1 protein-coding gene and 1 pseudogene are annotated in these 2,999 nt (G+C 65.0%); both read left to right on the top strand.

The genetic code is table 11. The features are described from left to right. Positions 1-634: 634 nt before the first annotated feature. Positions 635-2,644 carry a hypothetical protein gene (locus AB0G14_RS35190; RefSeq protein ID WP_357705053.1) on the top strand — a complete coding sequence of 670 codons (2,010 nt, stop codon included), beginning with the start codon at positions 635-637 and terminating at the stop codon, positions 2,642-2,644. Between the two features lie 31 nt (positions 2,645-2,675). Next, a pseudogene (locus AB0G14_RS35185) lies at positions 2,676-2,906 on the top strand (hypothetical protein); the annotation flags it as partial. Positions 2,907-2,999: the final 93 nt, after the last annotated feature.

Raw genomic sequence — 2,999 nt, 5'->3', positions numbered from 1 at the left:
CGCGCACGGCCGCAACATCATGCACGCCCTCACCGAACTCGCCACCGGCCGTCCCTGGCTACCCGCAACCGGAACGACCACCTGATCAGTCACTCTCGGGCTAGCTTGGACCAAGACGGAGGCACTCCAACTGCTGTACGGGGCGGCGATTCTGGGATGGCTGTCGGCCGGATTCTATGTCATCCTCTGAACGCTGCAACCTCTGCGAGGGACGTCATCGCAACCCTCACGCAAGCTACCTCGATAGATTCCGCTATCGGCATGTCCGGACATCGATCAGCGCAGCCCCTCGTGACGCTGCATGGTGCGCGAATCGCGGCATGAGCGGGCACCTGATCGAGCGCGCGTTCACACGGTCCCTCGGTGCGAGCCTGGCGTGCCTGAGAAGTTGTTCGACCACCCAGGCCTGTCGGTGCCCGGGAAGGCAACTACAGCGTGAGTCAAGATGTACTCAACGGCGCCACCGGCCAACTGGCGGAAACTGCTGACCGCCGGCCCGGCACCCCACCGCCGTACGCGCTCCGGTCGACTGACCGTCGGCCACCGGGTCTGTGACCGTGCGGACAGCCGGAAACGCGTTTCTCCGATTGGCGTTCGCTGCGTAGGATCTCCGGCGATCAAGGGGGACGAAACGGTGGGCGATTTCCAGCAGTTCGTGACGGATGTGACTTCGCGTCTGTCCATGATGTCCAGGGGTGAGTTGTACGCCGTCGGCGACGGTCTCGACCGGGACTCGCTCTGGCTCACCTTTCTCGATTCCTTCCCCGCCGGCAGCAATCTGCGGTTTCGTGAGCGATCCGAGTACGACTGCTCGACCTGCCGCGGTTTCATCAAGCACTTCGGCAACGTCGTCGAGATCGACGACGGGCGGGTCCGTACCGTCTGGTCCGGGGTGTCGGCATCCGACCCGGTCTTCTCCGTCGTCGCCGCCGCTCTGGACGAGTTCGTTCTTTCGCTGCCGTTGTCCACCATCTTCCGGTCCACTCAGGCGCAGTACGGGACGAAGACGACCCGAACGCTGCGCGACGGCCAGGTCGAGGTGTGGCACCATCTGCACGGCCGGGTGGAGAAGCGGCATCGCATCGAGGACGTCGGCGCGGCACAGGGCAACTTTGACGCCGCGGTGCAGGTCTTCCAGCGTGGCCTGGCCGAGCTGACCCGGCACGCTCTGGACACCGTCGTCGACCTCGTCGACGACAACGCCCTCTACCGCGGCGCGGAGCATCGCCGGGCGGTGACCGAGTTCCGCTCGCTGCAGAACCGGTGGACCCAGGCGACCGACCGACGTGCCTTCGTCTTCGCCAACGCCATGAACCCGGCGGCCCGGTTCCGCAACACGGTGATCGGCACCCTCGTCCAGGATCTCTCTGCGGGCGTCGACCTGGAGCAGGCGGTCCGGTCGTTCGAGGCGAAGGTAGCGCCGCAGAATTACCAGCGCCCCACGGCGTTGATCACCCCGGGCATGGTCAAGGCCGCCATGAGGACCATTGCCGAGCTGGGTATCGAGGAGTCGTTGCAGCGACGGTTCGCCCGGCTGTCTGATGTGTCGGTCACCAACGTGCTGTGGGTCGACAACGACACCCAGGCACGGATGAAGGACGGCATCGAAGGGCTGCTCATGCAGGCGGCCACCATCCGGTCGTCAGGCGGGCTCCTTCGCGACGCCAAGCCGGAGGAGATTCCCGTGGTCTCCTTCATGAAGGACATCCTGCCCGGCGCCGCCACCATCGACCTGTGGGTTGCCAACACCTACGAGCCGCACCTCGTCAGCCTCACCACCGGCAGGTGCCCGGCTGCTCCGCGGTTGTTCAAGTGGGACAACGATTTCGGCTGGTCGTACGGCGGCAACGTCACCGACTCGATCAGGGAGAAGGTCAAGCGGGCCGGCGGCAACGTCACCGGCAAGCTGCGGGTGAGCCTGTCCTGGTTCAACCACGACGACCTAGACCTGCACGTGTACGAACCCAACGGCGACCACATCTGGTACCAGGAGAAGCGCAACAAGCTGGACGTCGACATGAACGCCGGCGGGACGCTCTCCCGCGAGCCGGTGGAGAACGTCACCTGGACCGACCGTGTCCCCGACGGTGAGTACCGGCTCGAGGTGAACCAGTACCGCAAGCGGGACAGCACCCAGGTCGGCTTCGTGATCGAGACCGAGAGCAACGGGAAGATCGAGCATTACAGCCACGAGCGCGCGGTCGGCCACAAGGAGACCGTCGAGGTGGGCCGGATGACGGTCGCCGGCGGGGTGATCACCGCTTTCCGGCCGGGTAAGGACGTGCAGCCGGGCAGTGCGGGCAAGGAGTTGTGGGGCATCACCACCGAACAGTTCGTACCGGTGTCCACCATCATGTATTCGCCGAACTACTTCGACGACAACGAGGTCGGCAACCGGCACTACTTCTTCATGCTGAAGGGGTGCGTGAACGACCAGCCGACGCGGGGGATCTACAACGAGTTCCTCCGCAGCGACCTGCAACCGCACCGCAAGGTGTTCGAGGTTCTCGGCGATCGCACCAGGTGCGAGCCGTCTCCGGATCAGCTGTCCGGCCTCGGCTTCAGCTCCACGGTCCGCAGCTCTGTGGTCGCCAAGGTGACCATGACCGGCGGCCGGCGCCGCCTCATCAGCATCCAGTTCTGATTCCCTACCCAGATATTCCAGAGAGGCTGCCGTGACCATTTTCGAGAAGGCCACACGGGAGAAGTTCCGCTATCCGTCGGCCAAGGGACTGCTGACCACTGAACAGCTGTGGGAGCTTCCGCTGACCGCCAAGTCCGGCTTCAGCCTCGATGATGTGGCCAAGGCGGTCAACGCCGAGCTCAAGGCCGTCGACACCGAGTCGTTCGTGGCCACCGAAGCCAATCCGGCCAAGGCAACCTTGGAGGCCAAGCTGGAGGTCGTGTGACTGATCAGGTGGTCGTTCCGGTTGCGGGTAGCCAGGGACGGCCGGTGGCGAGTTCGGTGAGGGCGTGCATGATGTTGCGGCCGTGCGCGG

Origin of the sequence: Micromonospora sp. NPDC023814, assembly GCF_040639595.1 — a bacterium.
Taxonomy (GTDB): domain Bacteria; phylum Actinomycetota; class Actinomycetes; order Mycobacteriales; family Micromonosporaceae; genus Micromonospora.
The sequence above is the reverse complement of the archived record's forward strand: the minus strand, read 5'-3'. Positions and strand labels throughout refer to the sequence as shown.